We start from the raw sequence: 23,418 nt of genomic DNA, 5'->3' as shown, positions 1-23,418 counted from the left end.
TGCGCGCGAAATTGTATTTTCGTTGTTTGGCAATTGACCCTTTGACCATCCGTGAGAACATACCTGACCTTCTGTATATTACTTCTTCTAGTATCGACACAATGGGCACACGCCCAATCTATACCTTTCCGATTCAATCACCTCACCATTAAAGACGGTCTCTCGCAATCACAACCCTATTGCATTTCCCAGGACAGCTACGGGTATATCTGGATCGGCACGCAGGACGGACTAAACCGATTTGATGGCAACCATTTTAAAATTTTCAAAAACAATCCATTCGACAGCACAACACTTACTCACAACTGGGTTTGGTCTGTACAAGAAGATAACAAGGGAGATTTATGGGTGGGTACATTTCAGGGACTGTGCAGATATATACGCAAGGAAGACAGGTTCGTGCAATACTATCATAAGTCGCAAGACTCTACTTCTATCAGCGGTAACAGGCCTAACTATCTTATAAAAGATAAAAAGGGAAGACTCTGGATTTCGTCCTGGGGCAGCGGTCTCAATCTATACAATGAAAAGACGAATACTTTTACCAGCTTCAAGAATGATCCGGATGATCAACAATCTATTAGTGACAACGCAGTGCGAACATTATTTTGTGATAGTCGCGGAACGATCTGGATCGGCACATGGAATGGTGGTTTAAATCGTGTTATTGAAGATGAAAAAGGAATCCGCTTTCAACGTTATAATGCTCAAGGTGAATATGGACTAGAGGGTGGTAATCGTATAACTTCCATAGCAGAAGACAAGCAGGGTAACTTATGGATTGGCAGTTATGAAGCTGGCGTGATTATACTGGATCGATCGGTAAATCGTTTCATTCGTGTACCGAATTTTCTTCAAAACGATGTGAATAAAATTATATGTGATACGAACAACAACGTATGGATCGGTACAAACAACGGACTCCGATTTTATGACAATCGATCCAAAAAATTCTATACCTATCAGCATAATCCAGCGAACCCTTCAGGTATCAGCAACAATTCCATTTATGCATTGATGGAAGATCGCACCGGTATAGTATGGGTCTCCGGAAATGGATTGGACTTGTATGATCCTCATAAAAATATTTTCGAGACTTATCAAAACAAGCAAGGCGATCCAAACAGTCTATCACAAAACATGACATGGTCATTTTGTGAAGATGACGAGAAGAATATATGGATAGGTTCGGAGAGTGGGCCTATCAACATATTCAATCCTAAAACAAAATCATTCCGCCAACTAACCATCAGCGATAACCGCGGAAATATAGCGAGCAATATATACAAGATGATTTACAAGGATAGTGTTTTCTGGATTGCTTCCTTCAGTGCTGGCCTGGTGCGTTATGAAAAATATACGGGCAAGTCTACATTTTATCTGGGGGCTCACAATTCACCGTTGGGTAAAATAACAATGGTGAATGAATTGATGCTGGATGACGACAACACGCTGTGGATTGGAACGAATGAGAACGGTCTGTTACACTATAATCCTCAAACCGAAAACGTAACACAATATCGTTTTAATCCAGATGACGATAATACGATCGGTTCTAATTTTATCAACAGCATCACCAAAGATAAAAAAGGAAATCTGTGGATTGGGTTTTGGGGTGGCGGCATGAGCATGTTTGACAAGCGTACTCAAAAGTTTACCAACTACCGTTACGACCAAAAAAATGCAACCGGCTTGAGTGACCAGGTGGTGATCAGTATAACACAGCAAAACGATAGTATATTTTGGATCTGTACGCACAGCGGTCTCAACAAGTTGAATATAAATAGCGGAAAGTTTACACACTTCTTCGAGAAGGATGGACTGCCGAATAATGTAGTGTATGAAATGCTGGAAGATACCGATGGAAATTACTGGATCAGCTCCAATGGTGGTCTGAGTAAATTCAACCCCAAGACTTATACCTTTAATAACTATACGGAAGACGATGGCCTCCAGAGCAACGAGTTCAATTCAAATGCTGCGCTTAAAAGCTCTTCTGGTGAATTCTACTTCGGAGGCGTTAACGGCTTTAGCATTTTTAAGCCAGCGGACATCAAAGCGAATACAACGCCTCCATCGTTGATGTTACAAGGCTACACTATATTTGATAAATTTTATCAGCCGCAGCAGAATATAGATCTTGAATATTCGCAGAACTATATTACGTTCTCCTTTGCTGCGATTGAATTCTCGTCACCTGATAAAATAAAGTATACTTACAAGCTGGAAGGTTTTGATCGCGACTGGGTTGATGCCGGCAACGAGCGAGAAGCGCACTATACCAATCTTGATCCCGGGCACTATATATTTCATGTAAGGGCGGCAAACTCCGATGGCTACTGGACTGATCCCGGTATATCTACGGTTGTAACTATCCATCCTCCATTCTGGCAAACGTGGTGGTTTATCGTGTTGGTGATAATAGTCTCCATCAGTATCATGTATGCTATACATCGCTACCGCCTGGAGCAATCACTGAAAGTTGAACGCTTACGGAATAAAATAGCCAGTGACTTACACGATGAAGTGGGCTCCAGTCTTACGCGCATATCCATCTATTCTGATCTCGTCCAAAACGGATCCGAAGAAAGTGAGAGCAAAGCTTATCTGAGAGGCATTAGCGAATTGAGCCGTGAAGTGGTGACAACCATGAGCGATATAGTATGGTCTATCGACAACCGATACGATACACTGGAAGCATTGATGTTGCGTATGAAAGATTTCGCTACCGAATTATTGCAAGCCAAGAATATACGTTTAGAATTTCAGGCAATCGGTATAGATCCTTCTAAAATTCTTGATCCGGTTCAAAAGCAAAATATATACTTGATCTTTAAGGAAGCGATCAATAACATCGTCAAGCATGCACAAGCTACCGAGGTAACGGTGTTGCTCGCTGTCGATCATGGTGAATTTAAAATGGTGATCAAAGATAACGGCAAAGGCGTTTCTGTAAATGGTTCTGCAAAAGGCAACGGACTTCGAAATATGAAACGAAGGGCAGAAGCTATCGAAGGGCAGTTTAACATGCAAAACACGCAAGGCACAACCATTTCGTTCGTAACCCGAAAACTATAAGAGAAGGCTGACGATCCATCAGCCTTCCTTAAATTGCGTTTAGTAATTTTGATAGCTACTCATTATAGCAGCAAATACCGTTACCCACAAGATGATTGCAAAGACAGATCCAATGGCGTACCAGATCAATATAGCTTTTGCCCAATTGCTTTTATTAGGATTCTCGCTCGAACCAAAGGCCCAGACGAATAACATGATTAAACCCACAAGCGGTATAAACGAAATTAAGAGCGTAACGACCCAATCTTTGGTCGATAACACCGGAGCTGTTTGTTGATTTTCCATAAAGGTGATTAAGTTTTGGTTTAGTTAAAGATACTTTATTTTTATATAGATATATACGATTTACTCCATGCATCCAAAACTCCGTATCCGCTTTGAGCAGATTGAAACAGATCGAAAAAAATTACTGAACGAATTAATCGCGTTGAATGAAGATATACTCTGGAAGGCACCACAGGGTAAGTGGTCTATCAACCAGATTCTCACACACATCATGGTTTCAGAAAAGCTATCGGTACTCTATATGCGCAAGAAATCGCATGGAGTAGATCAACTCGACAATTCGGGGGCCCTGGAGTCTTTTAAAGTTCTTGTATTGAAAGCATCACAGCGGCTGCCCATCAAGTATAGTGCCCCCAAAGTGCTGATAGAAAACACACCAGACGCATTACCTTTACAAGAGCTCATACGGCAATGGGACTCCGTCAGAGACGTACTTCGGAATCTCCTTGAAAAAATCGCTGAGAAAAATATCCGGAAGAAAATTTATAAACATCCAGTTGTCGGGAGGCTTGACGTTCTGCAAGCGATGGCTTTTTTTCATGAACATATACATCACCACTGGCCACAAGTGAAACACCTTTTAAAAAATTAATACTCGTGCCTATTGATATTTAAAATACCTTACTTGCCGAACTTAACCTTGCTATATGAATAAACGTATTCTCTTTTTTATTTTAACATTTATTTCCTTCAGCCTCCAGGCACAACAAAAACTTCTTAGTCCGAAAGATTTTTTAGGATACGAACTTGGCGACCGTTTCACACGCCATCATCGCGTTGTTGAATACTATAAACATGTAGCCGATGCTCTTCCGAATGTAGAGTTCTATCAATATGGCGAAACATATGAACATCGTCCATTGGTGTACGTTGTTGTTACATCGCCTGAAAATTTTCAAAATCTTGAACAGATCCGTTTAAACAATCTGAAGAAAGCCGGCATGGCTGACGGTGCTCCTTCAGCAGATAAAAAAGCTATCGTGTGGTTGAGTTATAATGTACATGGCAATGAAGCGAACAGTACCGAAGCATCCATGCAAACACTATATGAATTAAGTAATCCACAGAATCAGAAAACGCAAGAGTGGCTTAAGAATACAGTAGTAATTCTGGATCCATGTCTTAATCCTGATGGTCGTGATCGCTATGCTAATTTTTATAATCAATATGGCAACGTACCTCCGAATGGCAGCGAGGATTCACACGAGCATAATGAACCGTGGCCTGGCGGACGTGCTAACCACTATATGTTTGATTTGAACCGCGATTGGGCCTGGGGCACGCAGACTGAAACGCAAGCACGTTTAAAAGTATATAACCAGTGGATGCCACATGTACATGTTGACTTTCATGAGCAAGGCCATAATCATCCATACTTCTTTGCTCCTGCTGCAGAACCTTTTCATGAGATCATATCAAAATGGCAGCGTGAATTCCAGGTGATGATCGGGAAGAATAATGCCAAGTACTTTGATGAGCAAGGATGGCTATATTTCACCAAAGAAGTATTCGATCTATACTATCCAAGCTATGGAGACACATACCCAACCTATAGCGGTGCCATTGGCATGACGTATGAGCAAGGTGGACAAACCGGAATCACAATCTCTACGAAAGAGGGCGATCCATTAACATTGAAAGATCGTCTGACGCATCATCACACAACCGGTTTATCGACAGTAGAGATTACCTCGATTAACTATAGTCGTGTGGTTGACGAGTTTGAAAAGTACTTTCGTGATAATCTTAACAACCCGGCATCAACCTATAAAACATACGTGATTAAAGGCAACAACAATCCTGACAAGATTGATCAGCTTGCAAAATGGATGGATGCTCATTCCATCAAGTATGGTTATTCTTCTGCTGGCAAAGCAACACGTGGTTTTGATTACCAAACACAAACCACTACAAATGTTTCGGTTTCTACAGACGATATTGTGATAAATATATATCAACCAAAATCACGATTCATTACTGCGGTGTTTGAGCCACAATCAAAATTACCGGACTCATTAACGTATGACGTTACTGCATGGAACTTGATGTACGCATATAATTTGAAAGCCTATGCACTGACCGAACGCATCAATGCAGGTAAAGCCTATGAATCTAAAGTTGCCGATAATACAACAATAGCCTCTAAACCGTATGCCTATATATTCCAGTATCAGGGTGTAAAGGACGTTGCTTTTCTTTCCGCACTCATGCAAAAAGGTATAAAGGTTCGCTCGTCATTAAAGGCGTTCAAAGTAAACGGCAAAGATTTCGACCGTGGAGCTCTAATCGTCACACGAAGAAATAATGAAAAAGTAGAAGACTTCGATAATACAGTTCAATCACTTGCTAAAAGCCTCGATCGAAAAATATATACTTCACCAACAGGTTTTGTTGAAAGTGGTAAAGACTTCGGTTCAAGCTCCGTCAATTACGTGAAGGCGCCAAACGTTGCGTTGCTATTCGGTGATGAGACGTCTTCGTTGTCTACCGGTGAAATCTGGTATTTCTTCGAGCAACAATTACATTATCCGATTACAACGCTTGGCACTGACTATATAAAGTATGTTGCGCTGAATAAGTATGATGTATTGATTATCCCGGAAGGAAGATATTCATCACTCGATGAAAAATTCCTGGAGAAGATTTCCGGATGGGTATCAGCCGGAGGGAAACTGATTGTTATCGCAAACGGATTGGATGCTTTCGCAGATAAAAAAGGATTTGCATTGAAGCCGTATACAGATGATGATGAAAAGGAGAAGGCGGAGAAGAAAGAGAAAGATATAGCGAAGCAAGATGCTCTCACCCGCTACGAAGATGCAGATCGAAAAGAGATTTCCAATTTTATAGGAGGTGCTATTTACAAGGTCACGCTTGACAATTCACATCCACTCGGATTTGGATTGCCTGCTACCTATTACTCCCTGAAAACAAACGAGCTGCGATACGGATATATTGAAAATGGATGGAACGTGGGTGTGCTGAAAGGAAAGCTAAAACCTGTTCAGGGATTTGCCGGTAAATATGCAAACGAAAAATTAGCAAACAGTTTAGTATTTGGCGTGGAACAAAAAGGCAAAGGTAACATAGTATACCTGGTAGATAATCCGATGTTCCGTTGCTTCTGGGAGGATGGAAAAATGCTTTTATCCAATGCAGTTTTTCTTGTAGGGCAGTAAGTCCGTATTTTTGCTCCATGTACGAAACTTTTGAATCGATTGTAGATGGTCTGGCTGAAAAAGGATATGCAGTAGCAGATTCTTTTTTAAGCCAGGCCGAGGTCGATGCTATACTGGCTATTCATGAATTCGCTCAGGGAATTGACGAGTTTAAAAAAGCGGGCATCGGTAAAAAGCAAGACCTCCAAATAAATGAAGCTATTCGTGGCGACTATATTTACTGGCTTGATAAACAAACGGCTTCTGCGCCAGCAAAGATATACCTTGACCGGCTTCAGGAATTGATCCAGTATATAAACCGCACACTTTTTCTAAGCCTGAAAGATTACGAAGTACACTTGACGATTTATCCGGCAGGTTCTTTTTATAAGCGTCACCTGGATCAATTTAAAAAAGATGATCACCGTAAGTTGTCGGTGATTTGTTATTTGAACAATGATTGGCACGAAGAGCATGGTGGTCAACTTCGAATGCATTTAGCAGATGAAGGGGCGCTGGATTTTCTTCCTATAGCAGGAAGGCTGATCTGCTTTCGAAGTGATCAGATTGAACATGAGGTGATTCCTGCCACGCGCGAACGCCTGAGCCTTACTGGCTGGATATTAGATCAGGTTGCTGACTTAAGACATCTATAAAATCCTGTCATGAAAAAGTACTTCCTTAAACTATATCAATACAACGCCTGGGCTAATCAACGCGTGCTGGGCTGCCTTGAGCGCCAACATATAGAAGACGAAAAGATTCTGACATTGTTGGGTCACATTGTAGCCGCACAACTTTTATGGTTGCATCGTGTTAAAGGGCTTCCTCCACCCCCTGTAAAGTTATGGGGTATATATACCTTTGATCAGTTAGTCGCAATGGCCGATAGCGCGGGTAAGCAATGGCTTGATTTTGTAGAGAGTACTGATGATTTCGACAGAGAACTTACCTATACAAATTATACAGGTGATCCCTTTACGAACAATGTCGAGACTATCATGATCCACCTCGTAAATCATTCCAGTTATCACCGAGCACAAATTGCTATGCTCCTTCGCCAGAACGGATTCGAACCCATCAATACAGATTTCATTACCTACGACCGCATCCTTCGCGACCAGTTAAAAGGTTGATAAAGCATTATCTGATATATAAATTTTAGGTATATTAGATCATTAATAAAAGTATAATCCCATTATCATGAAAAGTATATATCTATTTATTTTCTGTGCCTGGATAACAACCGTGTCCTATGCGCAAAACGATATTGTTGTTTGCCATACTCCGGCTACAGAGAAATTTGCCATGTTTGCCTCCAACAAAGATTTCAACGCATCGCATCCATTACCCGGAAAGTATATTCACGTAAGCGAAGAAGGCGGTAAGATGATCACTCTTAAATGTGCTGACGGAAAAGATGCCAATGGCTATTTACTCATGTCCAAAGTCAAAACCGACAATTGGATTTTTGTTTTCCAGGAGTGGTGGGGATTGAATGACTATATAAAAAGACAATCCGAAAGTTTATTCAAGGATCTTGGCAATGTGAACGTGCTTGCACTGGACATGTATGACGGGAAAGTTTCCGCTGAACGTGAAACTGCCGCTAAGTATATGCAAGAGTTTAAACAAGAGCGTGGCGATATTATCGTGAAAGGTGCTATAGCCTATGCTGGTAAAAATGCAAAGATCGGTACGATCGGATGGTGTTTTGGTGGCGGCCAATCGCTTCAGGCGGCACTCACCGCGGGCAAGCAAACCGTAGCATGCGTTATGTATTATGGTATGCCTGTAGAAGATATAGACAAGCTAAAGAAACTCAACTCTGAAGTCCTGGGTATATTTGCGATAGAAGACAAGTATATCACACCAGAAGTGGTTGCCAAGTTTGAGTCGAACATGAAGGCAGCAGGAAAGAAAGCAATTATCAAGAACTACAATGCTGACCATGGCTTTGCTAATCCAAGCAATGCGAAAGGATACAAAGAGGAAGCCTCGAAAGATGCTTATGCAAACACACTGGAGTTCTTCAAAGGCAAGTTAAAATAAAACTATACTCCCGCAGACCTTCATAGATTAACGCTGACGAAATGCAAGAGTGTATTTTTTACTCTGCACGATCTTTGAAATTCTGCGGGAGATTTATATTCAAGACCAAAGGATTTTATCCTTTTGTTTATACCAGTCGATATAGCTCGCAGCATGCACTTTCTCAATTTCATGACGCTTTACTTTTAGAGAAGGCGTTATAAATCCGTTCTCAATGGTCCAGCTTTCAGAAAGGACTACAACTTTTTCTATACGTTCATAATGCTCCAGCGTAGCATTTACTGCATCAAGCGTTGCTTGCAATCCCTCAACGATCTCTGCTTTACTCTTACCGGTAGCTAAACCAGAAAGTACAACCAATGCTATAGGCTGTGGTATACCCATCCCTACAACACATATACTATCGATATCTTTATTGGAAGTAAATTTCATTTCGATTGGTGCGGGTGCTATAAATTTAGCTTTGTCTGTTTTAAACTGATCTTTAACACGACCCGTTATTGTCAGGTAGCCATCGGCATCAACTATACCTTTATCTCCGGTTTTCAAGAATCCATCACTGGTAAATGACTGCCTTGTAGATTCCTCATCTTTATAGTAACCCAACATTAAGCCAGCATGCTTGGTCAAAATTTCTCCTTCCGCTGTAAACTTTGTTTCTATATCTGGCCATGGCTTACCTACAGTACCAATCTTTACAGTGGTGCCATGGTTGCCATGTGAATAGCCACCATTTTCAGTCATACCATACACCTCGCGGATTTCAATACCAAGTTTTGCAAACCAGGTCAATAGAGGTACAGGTATAGGAGCAGCCCCGCCTACAATTAAATGCGTTTTACTAAAACCAAGTTTCTTACGAATCGTCTTTTTTACAATCCACGAAACTATAGGTATAGATAACAAACGATCAAGTTTTTGCTGTGGCATTTTAAGCAATACACCTTCCTGGATTTTCGCGAAGATACGCGGCACACCTCCAAAAAGCGTTGGCTGTACTTCACGAAGATTGTCACCGAATTTATCCAGTGACTCTGTAAAAGATATAGTACTGCCAGAATAAAAAACCAGCATTTCTATATAGGAACGTTCTGCGATATGGCTAAGTGGCAAGTAGGAAAAGAATTGCTCGGGTTTATGTATATATAAATTTTTAGCAAGACTTTTTGCCACAAAATCAAAAGCGCCAAATGTGAGCACTACACCCTTCGGTGTACCCGTTGTTCCGGAGGAATACATAATGGATGCAATATCTATAGCTGCCGGTAAAGGACTCTCCGCGAGTGGAGATGTATTTAGCAGATCATCCCACAGACTTCCCTCGTTGGGTCCATAGAAGGGAAAACTTATTTTGTGAACAGACGAAGCTATAGCAGCACGTTGTTTCCCAAAATCATCCAGCTTCCCTATAAATATAGCTTTCGCTTCGCTATGTTCCACTATATATTGAATTCCGGTAGCCGACAGGGTTGGATATATAGGAACAGAAATATAGCCTGCCATCCATATAGCAAGATCGGCCATAATCCAGTGTGCACAATTCTTGGATAGAATTGCAATTTTACTTTGCGGTGCTAAATGGAGTGCCTTTAACGCATTCGCAACTTTGCGAATTTCTATGCCAGCTTGTTTATAGGTATAAATTTTCCATTGCCCCGGAAGAGGCTGCCGTAAAAAAGGTTGATCCGGTGAATTTTTTTCCCAATAGTAAAAAGCTTCTAAAGGCGTGCTGGCAATCATTTTAGCTGGTTTATTCCATCAATTTATCATTGTTTATCGATTGCGCACGAATTCTTTTAAACTTTTCAGAAACATTTCCGTAAGGGGATATGGTAATGCAAAGGAACTCCAGGCACATGGTATACGTTTTTACATCTGTATCTGGCTTTAAAATAAATTCTTATATGAAAAGGTATTCTATACACAGTATAAGAACATTACTATTTCTGTTGCTCGCGGTCTTCACACTGTCGGCCCGTGTTGATAATAACCCGGAGGATGTTGAGTCCCACATCAAAAATGTAACAGGAACGTATAATGTTTCAGACAAAAGACGCGCTGGTATTGAATCGAAAAATTATTCGATTACAATTACAAAATCTGTTGCAGGGATCGCTGCAATTGAATTAGCCAACTTTGGTAATGTGATGTATGTTCCCGTAACAGCAGTTGTGCGAGGGAATAACTTTTATATTGAGCCTCAAATTTTTAAAGGCAAAAAAATGTCCATTGTTATTTCAGGCTCTGGTACAATAACCGATGCTGGTCTTCTTTTCGATTATACGATAGATACTGGCAAGTCACACCTGGTATATCAATGTGAAGCCATAAAAAAATAGCATCTTCCAAAATCATTTCAAAGCACGACCATTAAAATGGTTGTGCTTTTTTATTTAAGCCTATTGTGATTTTAATGTCATAACGGAAGATACGCTATTCCAATTTCAACCTCCATAGTCATTCACTATCTTAAAATCGAATTTTTATCATGTGTTTTGAGGTTAGATAAAGACAAGCAGCGAAATGATTGTTTTTATTTTCATTTGACTGCGGATATTTAATCATCTTTTACAACTTTGCGATCATGAGTAAACCTGATAAAAAACTTTTCCTGCTCGATGCTTACGCACTTATCTATCGTGCCCATTTTGCATTTACCAAAACACCGCGCATTAATTCCAAAGGATTAAATACTTCGGTGCCCTTTGGTTTCACCAATACGTTGCTGGAAGTTTTGCAAAAACAGAAGCCTACTCATATCGGTATTGCGTTCGATACAGCTACTAAAACTTTTCGCGATGAAATCTTCGCAGAATATAAAGCCAATCGTCAGGAAACCCCGGAAGATATTCGATATGGTATTCCTAAAGTAAAAGAGATTATACAGGGCTTTAACATTCCGATCCTGGAGATGGATGGTTACGAGGCGGATGATATTATTGGTACGCTTGCGCGACAAGCTTGTACGCAAGGTTTTGAAGTATATATGATGACTCCGGATAAAGATTTCGGACAGCTTGTGAATGAATGTGTATTCCTATACAAGCCTGCCTATATGGGCAATGCTGTAGATGTATTGGGAGTAAAAGAAGTTTGTGAGAAGTGGGATATTGAAAATGTATCACAGGTGATTGACATGCTGGGATTACAGGGCGATACATCCGATAACATTCCGGGTATTCCGGGCTTCGGACCAAAAACTGCTGCGACACTTTTAAAACAGTTCGGGTCTATAGAAAATATTATAGCGCATGCTGATGAGTTGAAAGGGAAACAAAAAGATCTCGTTAAACAATTCGGTGAGCAAGCATTGCTCTCAAAGAAGCTCGCTACCATCATTACTGATGTGCCTATTCAATTCAGCGAAGAGGCACTTGTATATAGTGGTCCTGATGCAGAGAAACTGAAGCCGATCTTTAACGACCTTGAATTTAAAACTATATCTGCGCGCGTGTTTGGTGAAGCAGGTTCAATCGCAGCAGCACCTGTCAAGGCATCGCCACAGAGCTCACAACTTTCCATGTTTGGTGGAGCTTCCGAAGAGCCTGCTGAAACAGCAACTGTAGAATCAGGAGAGCGAAGAAGTTTTGACGCCGGTAAAGTACAATACCAGGTATTGGAGGAAACACAATATAAAGCCTTTGCAGAAAAGTTGAAAGAGCAAAGCAGCTTCGCGATTGATTCTGTTATTGATGACGCTGTTAATTTTGAATACGTTATCAAAGGTCTGTCCTTTTGCTACCGTGAAAGTGAAGCTTACTTTTTGCCTTTGGGGAATGCCGAACAAGTAGGCACTATACTTCGTGATTTCGCAGACGCTTTTGAAAATGAAAAGATTCTGAAAATTGGTCACAATCTTAAAGGAACAATTCTCGCTTTAAAGAAAGCGGGTGTAACCATACGCGGTCCATTGTTTGATACACTGCTGGCGCATTACCTGATCGAGCCGGAAGCGGCTCATGATATACATACACTTTGCACACAGTATCTGCAATACGATCTGCTTCCAATCAGTCATTCAGATTTACGCGAACAACTCTGCGAGCGCGCAGACCAGTTGATGCAGCTTCGCCCTAAGCTGAAGCAAGACCTTGAAACACGAAGACAATCGTTGTTGATGAATAACACCGAGATGCCACTGGTGAGTGTGCTGGCTGCTATGGAATTTGAAGGTGTAAAAGTAGATACAGCTGCGCTGTCTAAAATGTCAGATGAACTTCGCCAGGAATTGGAGAAGGTACAACGGGAGGTCTATGAGTTGGCCGGTGTAGAATTTAATATAGGTTCGCCAAAGCAGTTGGGAGAAGTGCTCTTCGAAAAAATGAAGCTGATCGAGAAACCTAAGAAAACAAAATCAGGTCAGTACGCTACCGGTGAAGATATACTCACGAGCCTTGCACCCAAGCATGATATAGCGAAGAAAATTCTCGACTATCGTGAATACGAAAAACTAAGATCAACGTATGTAGATGCGCTTCCTAAAATGATCAGCAAGTTTGATGGTCGCATTCATACAGACTATAGACAAGCTGTTGCTGCTACCGGGAGATTAAGCTCTAACAACCCTAACCTTCAGAATATACCGATCAGAACTGCAAAAGGAAAACAGATTCGCAGAGCCTTTGTATCGCGCGGTGAAGAGTATCTTTTTATGTCTGCAGATTATTCGCAGATCGAATTAAGAATTGCTGCGTCCTTTGCCAAAGATGAAGTGATGATTGAAGCCTTCCGAAATAAACGTGACATCCATACGACTACTGCAGCGAAAGTTTTCAAGGTGCCATTGGAGCAAGTTACGCCAGACATGCGAAGGAAAGCGAAGGAAGTAAATTTCGGTATCCTATATGGCAGCACCGCTTTTGGTCTCTCACAAAACCTGGGTATATCCCGCACGGAGGCTGCAGAAATTATTGATTCATACTTTAAGGAATTCCCGGCTATCAAGCGCTATATGGACGATTCTATTAACATGGCGCGCGAGAAGGAATATGTGGAAACTATTCTTGGACGAAGACGATACTTGCGTGATATCAATTCGCGTAATATAACTACGCGTGGCTTTGCCGAGCGAAACGCCATCAACGCACCCATCCAGGGAAGCGCTGCTGATATTATTAAAATCGCGATGATCAACATCCACCATTGGCTCGAGAAGAAAAATCTGAAAACAAAAATGATCATGCAGGTGCATGATGAATTGGTATTCGATCTTCATAAAGATGAAGCTGATCTCGTAAAGGAAAATGTTATAGCCTTGATGAAACATGCTGTGCACTTGGCCGTGCCAATGGAAGTTGAAGTTGGCATTGCTACCAACTGGCTCGAAGCGCATTGAGTATAGATTTTCATTTGTAAAAGTTCAACAGTATCAAAGTGTTGCCTATACATTTGTAAATTGTTAATATATATACAGCCAAATTAAAATTTATAGCGAGAAAAAAACGCACGGTATATTTGTGAGCCTTTTTGTTTGTAAAGCGTTTGCTGAATTCAAAAAGCCTTTATATTTGTGCCCCATCAAAATAAATTTTATTTAATTACGTATGACAAAAGCTGAATTAATTAGCAAGATCGCAGAAGACACAGGCATCACGAAAGTAGCTGCTAACACTGCGTTGGAATCATTCCTTGGTGCTGTTGAAAAAACGTTGAAGAAAGGTGACAAGCTTACACTCACTGGCTTTGGTACATTCTCTGTAGCAAAGAGAGCTGCGCGTAAAGGCCGTAACCCTTTCACAGGAGAAGCCATTAAGATCAAAGCTAAAAAAGTTGCCAAATTCAAAGCCAGCAAAGAGCTTTCAGGCAAACTTTAATCAACATTAATTACAAAAAGGAAAAACCCTGGTTATAACAGCCAGGGTTTCTTTTTATAGGATACTTTCAAAAAGTATTGAAAGTTTAGAAACTTTTGGTAGATTTGATCGTATGAAGTATACAGAGGCAAAAGAAGAACTGATCCAGGCCTGGGGAAACCTGGGATATAGCTGGGGCCTCAATAAAACCATGGCACAGATTCATGCACTTCTGATGGTCTCACCAAGATCGCTTTCAACAGAGGAAATTATGCAAGAGCTCTCTATCTCCCGGGGAAATGCTAACATGAATATCCGTGCGCTTCTTGACTGGGGAATTATTTCGAGAATACTTATTCCTGGTGAGCGTAAAGAATACTTCAAGTCGGAAAAAGACATTTGGGCATTGGCGAGACAAGTAGCAAAGGAAAGAAGAAAGCGTGAACTCGAGCCGATCCTGAAAGTATTACGCGAAGTAAATGATGTGCAGAGCGATGGATCAGAGGAAGCGAAAGAATTAAAACGCGTAGTAAAAGACCTGAAGAATTTTGCGGAAAAATCTGATGGCTTACTGGAGACTTTCATCAAATCAGAAGAGAGCTGGTTCTGGAATGTAGTCTTAAAAATCATGAAGTAAAATTCATATTTTTTTATCCCTATGTTTCAATATTTTCTGAAAATACCAAAAGTACAATCAATATGAAATACATCGACACAATCGCTCAGACGCTGTTCATTGCTGCTGCATTGGTTTTCCTGTTCCTGGGTATATTCTACCATGATGTAAGGGGATTTATTTTCGTTTGTCAGTTTTTTCTTGGATGCTGGCAAGTTGCCAGTTGCATTATTTCGCTTATCAAACATCCTGAGAATAACTCCTCCCGAAGAAAACATTTGCTTATCTCTGTTTTCTATATACTGTCTCTTTTCGTTTTCGGAGCTGCTATCTCTCACTATAAAATTCCTAATGTATATACCCTGATATATGGCACCGTTCCTGCATGGGCATTGGGAATATACTATTACATTATCACACTCCGGTGGTGCTTTCCTAAAATTAAGCGCAGTGGATTTCTACCTCATCTCAGCTTTTAATTTTTCACTTAACCATATATTTATGAACTACATCATTCTAACTTACAGCGTTTACCTGGTCGTTACTATTCTGCTTACCATCTGGGTAGCACGAACACTCTTTGCAAACGGACGTATATTTCTCATCGAGATTTTTCACCAGGATGCAACATTGGCTGATAGCGTAAACAAATTACTCCTGGTAGGCTTTTATCTGGTGAACATCGGTTACGCAGTATATACATTGAAGATCTGGCACACAATCGACAGTACACAAACCATGATTGAGACACTAAGCGAAAAAATCGGGTGGATCATTCTTGTACTGGGCGCAATGCATTTCTTCAATCTCTTTATACTCTTTAACCTGCGCAGAAAAGCACGCGAAGTTGCAAAAGCTGCTGTATAACAATTGTAATTAACTATATTTCAACTATACTACTCCAAATGAACAAGATCGTTATAGCCGGTGGTTCAGGTTTTCTGGGAAGAGCACTGACCGATTATTTTGTAAAACAGAATAAGGAAGTCGTTATACTTTCCAGAAAACCAGGAATAAGCCAGCAGCAACGCGCAAGAGAAGTATATTGGGATGGGAAAACACTTCGCGGCTGGAATCACGAACTCGAAGGAGCAGAAGCATTGATCAACATGAGTGGCAAGTCTGTTGACTGCAGATATACTGAAGAAAACAAAAAGCTGATTTACGAATCAAGACTTACCTCTACACGCGTATTAGGCACCGCTATACGTCAATGTAAAGTGCCACCGAAGGTATGGCTTAACTCAAGCTCTGCTACTATTTATCGCGCCTCTTACGACAAGCTGATGGACGAACGTACCGGTGAAACCGGACAAGACTTTTCGATGGATGTATGCAAGCAATGGGAGGCTGCGTTCAATGAAAGTATCACACCACGAACCCGCAAAGTAATTCTGCGTACAGCCATAGTGTTGGATCCGAAGGGCGGAGCATTGGCGCCACTTTTAAAACTTGTGAAAGCTGGTCTCGGTGGAAAAATGGGAGATGGCAAACAATACTTCAGCTGGATTCATATACAAGACTTTCGCAAAGTAATTGATTGGCTTATCAATCGACCTGCTACGGGAGTTTACAACGTTTGCTCACCCCAACCGTTGTGTAATATCGACTTTATGAAATTACTGCGACACAGTTTAAATGTACCCCTAGGGCTACCGCTTCCTGTATCTCTTCTCAAATTCGGGGCGCAATTAATTCGCACCGAAACAGAATTGGTTTTAAAAAGCAGAAAAGTTTATCCGCAAAGATTATTAGATGAAGAATTTGTTTTCGAATTTCCTGACCTGAAAGCTGCCATTGAAAATTTATGTCAGGTAGAAGCGAAGAAAAACTGAAACAATATTTTATAGCCATCGTTCCGCCCCCACCGGTTTCGGACGATGCGTTGCGTTTCAAAAATTATTTTCGTGATCAGTATAATAGCAAAGCATCACTCAACTCACCACCACACATTACACTCCACATGCCTTTCAAATGGAAGGAGGAAAAAGAGAATGAGCTGGTAGCTGCATTCTCGAGATTCGCATTGGGAAGGCCTATATTTAAAATGGAGCTTCATAATTTCGGCTCCTTTCCACCACGCGTTATTTTTATCGATGTCGTGCAAAACGATTCACTGGATCTCCTTAACAAAGAGCTTCATCGTTTCTGTAAACGCGAACTGAATTTATTCAACGCATCGTATAAGGATCAGCCTTTTCATCCGCACCTGACACTTGCTTTTCGTGACTTGAAAAAACCGATGTACGAAAAAGCCTGGGCTGAATTTCAGGAACGAAAATTCTCAGCACGCTTTGATGTGGAATGTATAGTATTGCTGAAACACAATGGAAAGATCTGGGAAGTACGGAAAGAATTTTTATTCGATCCGTCCTCGCTTCCAAAAGATGAAGAAGCAAATTCTTTCGAATTCCATCATTGATTACTTCTCACAAAAAGATCCCTTCGCGATCCAAAGTTTCTTATAGTTAACTTCGAGTAATCCTTCCTGAAGACCTGGGTCTGCTTCAATCACTTCTTTTTGCAACTCACCACGCATGATCAGAATGCCGCCATCGTGATCGCCAAATATACCTTCGGTAACTACATTTCCGGTGTTGACCAGTTTCTTTAAAAATGCATTATGCTTTTCAATGATCTGTGGATAATTGCCAGCAGTAAATTTACTTATTACAGCATCGAACCTAATAAAGGAATAGGAGACCATCTCGTATGGTTCGGGAGCCTTGCAAGGCGCACTGACACGCGAAGTATAGGGGAGAATCTCAACGTTCCAGCGATTGGCTTGTACACCCGGATCTGTGCTTAGCCATTGCTTCGCTTCATCTACAGAGTGAGTATTGAGAATAAATATACCACCGCCACCATCAAACGGACCGGCTGCCAGGAGCTTGCCTTCTTTTGCCAATCGCGTAATGTTGGCCATGTGTCCTTGCATCAATTTATCCGACTGCTCTTTTGATATAACCTCTGCGTCCGTTTTCTTATTCAGAAAAACAAACGAGTATTTTTTACTCTGACTGAAACCGGAAAAGGCTGCAATCATCAAAACGGTTATCAAAAGTTGTTTCATAGCAATACATGTTTTGCGAAACTTACTGATAATAGACGAAAGTATTTTTGTACACTCGACATTTAAAACCGAAACGGCTTAAATATAGTTTGAACCACTCAGTTCAGGATTTAATCTTTTGCTGTTTTCCTTTTCTTCCGATCAATAGGATACCAACGAGGATCAAAATTGTCCCGGTGATCTGCAATGCATAAATCGGTTCGTGCAAAAAGAAATAAGCTTGCAGTATAGTTGACATCGGGCCGATGCTTCCTACAATAGCTGCGTTGTCAGAACCGATGCGTTTGATTCCTTCTGTTACCAAATAGGATGGAATAACCGTGCTGACAATCGCCATCGCGAAGCTATAAAAATATACCAGGGGCGATAAGTTCAACAGTGAAGTGTTACTGACAATGGCATAATGTACCAACACGCCAGCCGAAGCAAACGTCATGGCATAGCTGTTGAATTTTGCCGCACCGACAAGGGGTATAAGTCTTCCGCTTCCCACAATATATAGCGCGTATGTAATCGCACATAAAAAAATGAGAGCAGCACCAAGATAAAAGTCATGGTTACGTTGTTCGTTCCAGTCTACTTCGCTGTAGAATGCTAATGCTAGTCCGCCATAGGTAACGATCAATGCCAGCCATTGGTAAGCCTTGATCTTTTGTCTGTAAAAAACGGCTGACATCAATAGCACCAGTGTTGGGTATATAAATAGAATTAACCGCTCCATACCTGCAGATATATACTGCAATCCAAGAAAATCAAGCAAGCTACTGACATAATATCCCAGCAAGCCAACAATGGCGACACCGATCCATTGCCGGGTGGTGAACTTTACGTTATCGTCTTTACGTGATGAAACAGCCGCTGACACAATAAAAAACGGCAGTGCAAAAAGCATACGCAGCGCGAGCAGCGTTACAGCATCTATAGTGGTGTCGCGATATGCAAGCTTTACAAAGATGGCTTTTGTAGAAAAACAAATTGCTCCTGCCAAAGCAATGAATATACCTCCGATAAAGTAAGGAGATGATGTTGAGGGCTTAATCATGATGAAATTGTTGTCGCTAACAACACTTCGTTTGTTTACCGGTGATGTATGCGGTCAAATGTATACTTTTTTCGTACAACGATGCTAAGAAGAAATCGATTATAAGCAACAGGCTACAGGTATATATACTTGTAGCCTGCGCTGTTCAATTTATTTGATCAATTGCCAATGGATGAGACTCTCGTCTCGATTAACTTCTTCAAAATTATTTTTCTCCAATACCCGATGTGACGGAATATTCATAAGCGGTGTATCCGCAGTAATGGCTTTGAGCGATTCATGCGAAAAACCCCATGCAACCATTGCCTGTAGGGCCTCCGTTGCGTAACCCTGGCCATGATACCGGATATCGAGTCCATACCCTACCATGGATTTGCCTTCTTCATTTGGAGGACCTGTAAAACCGATGCCTCCAATGGCCACATTCTTGTCCTTGACTATAATTTCCCAATTGGTATACCACTTAAAAGATGACCGGTAAACGTCTGTGTTCATGATCCAGAAGCCAATGGCTTCTTCGAGATCCTGCGCTACCGAAGGATCGTTTTGTCGTGGCTCATATTTTATACCGAGATCTTCCGCTAAACCTTGTGGATTATTTTTATACAGTACCATTTGCTCATGCGTCAATGGCACAAGCTCAAGTCGTGTTGTTTCTAACATGTTTGTAAATACTTGTTGATTAAAAAAGATAAACTATCGCAAAGAAGTCAGCACGATTTCAGGCCATAATCATGGAACCACTGAAGTATAGTTTGAGAACTATAAACAGTTTTTGATAAAGTGAGCCACGAAAGTGCTGACGCGATCAGACCCTTCCAGGCAAAGAAATTAAAATGTTTAGCTTTTTCAGAGGCGTTTAAACTCGACATAAAAGTAAATAAAAAGTAACAGATCGAAAAAAACTGTCGCCCGCAGACTCTGACTGTTAACTGTTTTTCTTTCTTTGCACCGTGAAAGTCCTGATTCTTCATCAACATTTTAATACACCCCAAAAAGGAGGAGCCCTCCGCTCTTATTATCTCGCAAAGGCATTGACTGACCAGGGAATTCACACCGTTGTAATAACAGGACACAACGAGAATGTTCAGCGGGTTGAAACGATAGAGGGGATTGAAGTTCACTATCTGCCGATCCCGTATCAAAATCAATTCGGTTTTTATAAACGCAGTGTATCGTTCTTAAAATATATAATGCAATCCGTTCGTGTTGCCGGTACGATCAAAGACGTTGACCTTTGCTACGCGATCTCTGTACCGCTCACCATTGGACTCGCTGCCTTGTGGATCAAGAAGCGTTTTAAAATTCCATACATCTTCGAGGTTGGCGATTTATGGCCGGATGCTCCTATACAGATTGGCGTCATCAAGAACTACTTTTTGAAACAATCGCTATATAGTCTTGAGAAATATATTTACGAGGAAGCTAACTCTGTTGTGGCACTTTCTCCTATGATCAAAGCCGCGATCGAAAAGAAATCTTCAGGCAAGAAAGTACACCTCATTACCAACATGGCAGATACTGATTTCTATTACCCGGAATCAAAGGATCCAGCACTGGAAGCTAAATATAGTGTTCAAGGCAAGTTTGTTGTTTCATATATAGGTGCCATTGGGTATGCCAATGGGTTGGATTATTTTCTTGAATGTGCACGCAACTGCCAGAAGGCATCACTTCCTGTTCATTTTCTTTTGTGTGGCGATGGCGGTATGGCCAACCGTCTGCGAGAGAGTACTGCACGAATTCAATTGAGCAACTTGACTTTTGTTCCCTTCACAAATCGTGATGGAGTAAAAGAGCTGATGAACATTACCGATGCATCGTTTATCTGTTACCGACCGTTGCCTATACTCGAAACCGGATCGCCCAACAAATACTTTGATGGTCTTGCTGCCGGTAAACTTATCGTTGTCAATTTTGGTGGGTGGATCAAAGAGGAGATAGAGAAGTATAGCTGTGGGTTCTATAGCGATCCTAAACACCCGACTGCATTTGTTCAGAAGATTCAAGTATATATCGCTGATAAAAAACTGCTAAAACAAAGCCAGCAAGCGAGTCGCTTACTGGCTGAAGAAAAATATTCTCGGACGAAGTTAAGTAATGAATTTGCTTCTATACTTAAATCCGGACGTTGATCAATGCTTAATCGAATTCCAGATGTCTACATCTAATAGGTAGGTTCCATCGGATTGCTTTTTCCATACGTTGGCAAACTTCACTTCAGAAGTATAAACAGAATCCTGGTACTTTGTTTTAGTAGTCGTGCGCCCGGTTTCATAGATATAGTCACCGCTTCCGTCAATTGACAAGGTTTGCGTTTTCATATCCAATAACTCGGATCCATTTAAAGCATCACTCCAAAATCTCTTGATGGCGTTCTTACCAATGTAAATCTCATAGCCACCATTCGGACAAAGCTTGGCACTGTCGGTATACATGGTGACTAATTTTTCGGCGTTACCTTCTTTAAAAAGTGCACTCAACTTTTCATTTCGCTCATGCAAAATTTCACGCATCTCACTTACAGAAAGCGTTGCCCGTTGGCAGCCACCGAGTAAAATACATATAACAATACTAACAGGTAAAAATCTCATAACTATATATAGGTTAGGAAAGGAAAATTATTGAAGAATCAACCGGCAATCCTCCGAGTCAAGATTTGTTCTTCTGTCGAAGGGGAAATCATAGAATCCGGCTTCATCTTTCCTGGCGTTGATTACCAATTTACTTCTGCCTGTTTCAAGCTTTTGATTGTCATATGCCTTTAACAAAACAGTATCCTGAAAATCCTTATTGAAGATGCAGTATACACTTACAAGATTATCAACTCCGAGGGTGTCGTTGGCGATAATGACCTTGCCAAGTTCAATGCCTTGTGCTTTCAGCTCCGGACTTAATTCAACTTCTACTTTAAAAGAATTCTGAACACCACTGGAAGCACCTTTGATAAACTGGCCAACGGCTTCGCCCGTTTTCTCGCCTGTTTTTTTCAGCGAACATGCTGACAAGAGAACGATCAACAAACACAGACCTGTTAATTTCATATTGCAAAGTTACACGTTCACAGCTAAATATATACTATAATCTGAATGGACCTATTCCAAAACTTTCTCTGAAATTTTCCCTGTCTTCTTATTCTTCAGGATTACTTTTTTAGAACCGTAATGCGTCATTTCTTCTTTAATAAGGTAATGATCAGCATCATATTCTACCAGGTGGCTATCTTTCGACACACCCTCACGTCCGCGCCAGATATCGAGCTTTACAGGCTCCCAAAGTTTTGTCTTCGCAGATTTATAGGCAGCGTCCAGTATAGCGTTTACAACATAGCCATCGTAAAACGTTTCTTTAGGATCAACACCTTTTTCGTATGCGTTGAACATATCCATGAACATGTGATTATATCCCAGCTCATTCAACTCATCTCCTACCGGGAATAACCACCCTGTATTGCTCTCTGCTTTTTCAGCAACGTAATCTGCACCTTTACCCGTTGTAAACATATCGAAGCCCGTGCGCAGAAAACTGTTGATCCAGATCGTACCCTCCGTTCCCATCACTTCATCACGCAAGTCCAATCCCCCGCGGAAAGTCCAGCTTACTTCAAACTGTCCTATAGCACCATTCTCATATTTAACCAAACCGATCGCATGATCTTCTGCGTCAATGGGTTTTACTTGTGTATCAGCCCAGCACATTACTTCAACGGGCTTTATATCCTTCCCTATATAACTGCGCGTGATCTCCACACAATGACAACCGAGATCAAGTATACATCCACCACCGGCTTGCTCTATATCCCAGAACCAATCACTATGCGGGCCAGGGTGTGTCTCACGTGACTTCGCCCATAAAATTCTCCCCAACGCACCAGCCTTTACACTTTCCTGCGCCTTGATAAACTTAGGAGTATATACCAGATCTTCGAGGTAGCCATTGAAGACACCAGCCTTTTCTACAGCGAGAAGCATACGCTTCGCTTCCTCTGCATTTCGGCCTAATGGTTTTGTTGTGATTACACCTTTCTTATGCTTGCAGCAAAGTAACACCGCCTCCTCATGAAGATTGTTGGGAAGTGATATACATACTATATCTACTTCAGGACGATTGATCGCTTCCTCCATGGTGGTTGTGGCGAAGGCAACGTTATAGTCTTGTGCAAACTTCTTTACGCTCTCTTCCCTGCGCGAATAGATGCTGACAATTTTGTCTTTGCTTCTATAGCCTTGCAATGAATCAGCATAAAATCGTCCGATAAAACCGGAACCGAGCATGGCGATGTTCATAATGTTGTAGTTTTTTAGTTATATATCTTTTTTTGT

General features: G+C 41.1%; 23 protein-coding genes. 15 read left to right on the top strand and 8 right to left on the bottom strand.

The features are described from left to right. Positions 1–51 precede the first annotated feature (51 nt). The gene (locus tag B5Y40_RS16320; RefSeq protein ID WP_079687855.1) at positions 52–3,078 is read left to right on the top strand and encodes a ligand-binding sensor domain-containing protein; all 3,027 of its coding nucleotides are present in this window, start codon (positions 52–54) and stop codon (positions 3,076–3,078) included. Positions 3,079–3,117: 39 nt separating this feature from the next. On the opposite strand, the gene B5Y40_RS16315 is transcribed toward B5Y40_RS16320, so the two are convergent. Further along, positions 3,118–3,363, bottom strand: coding sequence for a hypothetical protein (locus B5Y40_RS16315; protein WP_079687854.1), 246 nt, complete (start codon positions 3,361–3,363; stop codon positions 3,118–3,120). Between the two features lie 67 nt (positions 3,364–3,430). Between B5Y40_RS16315 and B5Y40_RS16310 the strand changes: the two genes are divergently transcribed. The 5 genes from B5Y40_RS16310 to B5Y40_RS16290 all read left to right on the top strand — a co-directional run bounded on the left by B5Y40_RS16310 (position 3,431) and on the right by B5Y40_RS16290 (position 8,573). Beyond that, positions 3,431–3,955, top strand: coding sequence for a DinB family protein (locus B5Y40_RS16310; RefSeq protein WP_079687853.1), 525 nt, complete (start codon positions 3,431–3,433; stop codon positions 3,953–3,955). A 55-nt stretch (positions 3,956–4,010) separates the two neighbouring features. Further along, complete coding sequence (locus tag B5Y40_RS16305) at positions 4,011–6,542, top strand: M14 family metallopeptidase (RefSeq protein WP_079687852.1); 2,532 nt, start codon at positions 4,011–4,013, stop codon at positions 6,540–6,542. Positions 6,543–6,559: 17 nt separating this feature from the next. Beyond that, complete coding sequence (locus B5Y40_RS16300) at positions 6,560–7,177, top strand: 2OG-Fe(II) oxygenase (protein WP_079687851.1); 618 nt, start codon at positions 6,560–6,562, stop codon at positions 7,175–7,177. A gap of 9 nt (positions 7,178–7,186) precedes the next feature. Then, a complete protein-coding gene (locus B5Y40_RS16295) occupies positions 7,187–7,657 on the top strand; it encodes a DinB family protein (RefSeq protein ID WP_079687850.1) in 471 nt (156 codons plus the stop codon). Positions 7,658–7,724: 67 nt separating this feature from the next. After that, positions 7,725–8,573 carry a dienelactone hydrolase family protein gene (locus B5Y40_RS16290; RefSeq protein WP_079687849.1) on the top strand — a complete coding sequence of 283 codons (849 nt, stop codon included), beginning with the start codon at positions 7,725–7,727 and terminating at the stop codon, positions 8,571–8,573. Between the two features lie 99 nt (positions 8,574–8,672). Here the strand turns inward: B5Y40_RS16290 and B5Y40_RS16285 are convergent, their stop codons facing one another. After that, positions 8,673–10,313: an AMP-binding protein gene (locus B5Y40_RS16285; RefSeq protein ID WP_079687848.1), complete on the bottom strand. Its 1,641-nt coding sequence runs from the start codon at positions 10,311–10,313 to the stop codon at positions 8,673–8,675. Positions 10,314–10,477: 164 nt separating this feature from the next. Between B5Y40_RS16285 and B5Y40_RS16280 the strand changes: the two genes are divergently transcribed. From B5Y40_RS16280 to B5Y40_RS16245, 8 genes are all read left to right on the top strand, one after another. Then, complete coding sequence (locus tag B5Y40_RS16280) at positions 10,478–10,912, top strand: hypothetical protein (protein ID WP_143785792.1); 435 nt, start codon at positions 10,478–10,480, stop codon at positions 10,910–10,912. Between the two features lie 245 nt (positions 10,913–11,157). After that, entirely contained in the window at positions 11,158–13,908 is a 2,751-nt protein-coding gene (gene polA, locus B5Y40_RS16275) for a DNA polymerase I (protein ID WP_185145733.1), read from the top strand. Positions 13,909–14,116: 208 nt separating this feature from the next. Then, complete coding sequence (locus B5Y40_RS16270) at positions 14,117–14,386, top strand: HU family DNA-binding protein (protein WP_079687846.1); 270 nt, start codon at positions 14,117–14,119, stop codon at positions 14,384–14,386. A gap of 112 nt (positions 14,387–14,498) precedes the next feature. Then, the gene (locus B5Y40_RS16265) at positions 14,499–15,002 is read left to right on the top strand and encodes a GbsR/MarR family transcriptional regulator (protein ID WP_079687845.1); all 504 of its coding nucleotides are present in this window, start codon (positions 14,499–14,501) and stop codon (positions 15,000–15,002) included. A gap of 62 nt (positions 15,003–15,064) precedes the next feature. Beyond that, on the top strand, positions 15,065–15,460 hold the full coding sequence (locus B5Y40_RS29385; protein ID WP_143785791.1) for a hypothetical protein: 396 nt from the start codon (positions 15,065–15,067) through the stop codon (positions 15,458–15,460). Positions 15,461–15,482: 22 nt separating this feature from the next. Beyond that, complete coding sequence (locus B5Y40_RS16255; protein ID WP_079688461.1) at positions 15,483–15,848, top strand: hypothetical protein; 366 nt, start codon at positions 15,483–15,485, stop codon at positions 15,846–15,848. A 38-nt stretch (positions 15,849–15,886) separates the two neighbouring features. Next, positions 15,887–16,816 (top strand): TIGR01777 family oxidoreductase, encoded by a 930-nt coding sequence (locus tag B5Y40_RS16250; RefSeq protein WP_079687843.1) that lies wholly within the window; start codon positions 15,887–15,889, stop codon positions 16,814–16,816. After that, complete coding sequence (locus B5Y40_RS16245; RefSeq protein ID WP_079687842.1) at positions 16,789–17,403, top strand: 2'-5' RNA ligase family protein; 615 nt, start codon at positions 16,789–16,791, stop codon at positions 17,401–17,403. Before B5Y40_RS16250 ends, B5Y40_RS16245 begins: the two co-directional genes overlap by 28 nt. Here the strand turns inward: B5Y40_RS16245 and B5Y40_RS16240 are convergent, their stop codons facing one another. The 3 genes from B5Y40_RS16240 to B5Y40_RS16230 all read right to left on the bottom strand — a co-directional run bounded on the left by B5Y40_RS16240 (position 17,404) and on the right by B5Y40_RS16230 (position 19,759). Beyond that, entirely contained in the window at positions 17,404–18,054 is a 651-nt protein-coding gene (locus B5Y40_RS16240; protein ID WP_079687841.1) for a YciI family protein, read from the bottom strand. It abuts the gene before it with no gap. A 103-nt stretch (positions 18,055–18,157) separates the two neighbouring features. Continuing rightward, the gene (locus tag B5Y40_RS16235; RefSeq protein WP_079687840.1) at positions 18,158–19,096 is read right to left on the bottom strand and encodes a DMT family transporter; all 939 of its coding nucleotides are present in this window, start codon (positions 19,094–19,096) and stop codon (positions 18,158–18,160) included. 150 nt (positions 19,097–19,246) lie between these two features. Beyond that, the gene (locus B5Y40_RS16230; RefSeq protein ID WP_079687839.1) at positions 19,247–19,759 is read right to left on the bottom strand and encodes a GNAT family N-acetyltransferase; all 513 of its coding nucleotides are present in this window, start codon (positions 19,757–19,759) and stop codon (positions 19,247–19,249) included. A 290-nt stretch (positions 19,760–20,049) separates the two neighbouring features. On the opposite strand from B5Y40_RS16230, the gene B5Y40_RS16220 reads away from it, so the two are divergent. Then, complete coding sequence (locus tag B5Y40_RS16220; RefSeq protein WP_079687837.1) at positions 20,050–21,231, top strand: glycosyltransferase family 4 protein; 1,182 nt, start codon at positions 20,050–20,052, stop codon at positions 21,229–21,231. On the opposite strand, the gene B5Y40_RS16215 is transcribed toward B5Y40_RS16220, so the two are convergent. From B5Y40_RS16215 to B5Y40_RS16205, 3 genes are read right to left on the bottom strand one after another with little or no spacing between them, the layout of a single operon-like run. Beyond that, positions 21,232–21,690: a YybH family protein gene (locus B5Y40_RS16215; RefSeq protein ID WP_079687836.1), complete on the bottom strand. Its 459-nt coding sequence runs from the start codon at positions 21,688–21,690 to the stop codon at positions 21,232–21,234. A 27-nt stretch (positions 21,691–21,717) separates the two neighbouring features. After that, positions 21,718–22,140 carry a hypothetical protein gene (locus B5Y40_RS16210; protein WP_079687835.1) on the bottom strand — a complete coding sequence of 141 codons (423 nt, stop codon included), beginning with the start codon at positions 22,138–22,140 and terminating at the stop codon, positions 21,718–21,720. A 51-nt stretch (positions 22,141–22,191) separates the two neighbouring features. Next, complete coding sequence (locus B5Y40_RS16205) at positions 22,192–23,385, bottom strand: Gfo/Idh/MocA family protein (RefSeq protein WP_143785790.1); 1,194 nt, start codon at positions 23,383–23,385, stop codon at positions 22,192–22,194. Positions 23,386–23,418: the final 33 nt, after the last annotated feature.

The organism is Ohtaekwangia koreensis (assembly GCF_900167975.1).
Lineage (GTDB): Bacteria > Bacteroidota > Bacteroidia > Cytophagales > Cyclobacteriaceae > Ohtaekwangia > Ohtaekwangia koreensis.
This window is presented reverse-complemented; position numbering and strand designations above follow the sequence as displayed.